This window comes from Mycobacterium sp. 1165196.3, assembly GCF_001673415.1.
Lineage (GTDB): Bacteria > Actinomycetota > Actinomycetes > Mycobacteriales > Mycobacteriaceae > Mycobacterium > Mycobacterium europaeum_A.
In genome coordinates this window covers 1-570 of record NZ_LZLU01000220.1, presented here as the reverse complement: position 1 = coordinate 570, position 570 = coordinate 1, and the positions used below count along the sequence as shown (strand labels likewise).

At 71.4% G+C, this 570-nt stretch carries 1 protein-coding gene; it reads left to right on the top strand.

Annotated features, from left to right (window positions below; translation table 11 throughout):
• Window positions 1-19: 19 nt before the first annotated feature.
• A partial coding sequence (locus A5659_RS22135; RefSeq protein WP_156749313.1) for a DUF222 domain-containing protein occupies window positions 20-570 on the top strand: 551 nt, incomplete at its 3' end.

Genomic DNA, 570 nt, shown 5'->3' with positions numbered 1-570 from the left:
TCCTCGCTAGTTTGGCGGTGTGAGTGAGGAGCAGGATGTCGAGGCGGCGTTCGACGCGCTCGATGCCGCCTGGGATCGGGTCTGCGCGCTGAACGTCGACGCGCTCGCCCCGCGGCAACAGTTGGTGGTGTTGGCGCGCTGCGAAAAGCAGCGCCTGCGCATCCCGGCCGTCGAGCACCCCGTGATCAATTCCCTGGCCCGCCAAGCACCCTCGGTCGAACTCGGCGCCACGGTGGTCCACGCCATCGCCGAGGCGACCCTGATCAGCCGCGCCGAAGCCGCCCGCCGCCTCAACGAAGCACGCGATTTGGGCCCACGCCACGGCCTGACCGGCGACCCGCTGGGCCCGATGCTGCCCGCCACCGCCGCCGGACAACGCGACGGCGCCCTGGGTGCGGGCCAGGTCGCGGTGATCCGCAAGTTCTACCACCAGCTGCCCGGCTGGATCGACATGCCCACCCGCGAGCAGGCCGAAGCGCGATTGGCCGCCGAAGGCAGCCGGTTTCGCCCCGAACAACTCGCCGGGCTGGCCCGCACCCTGGCCGACTGCCTCAACCCCGACGGCACCTA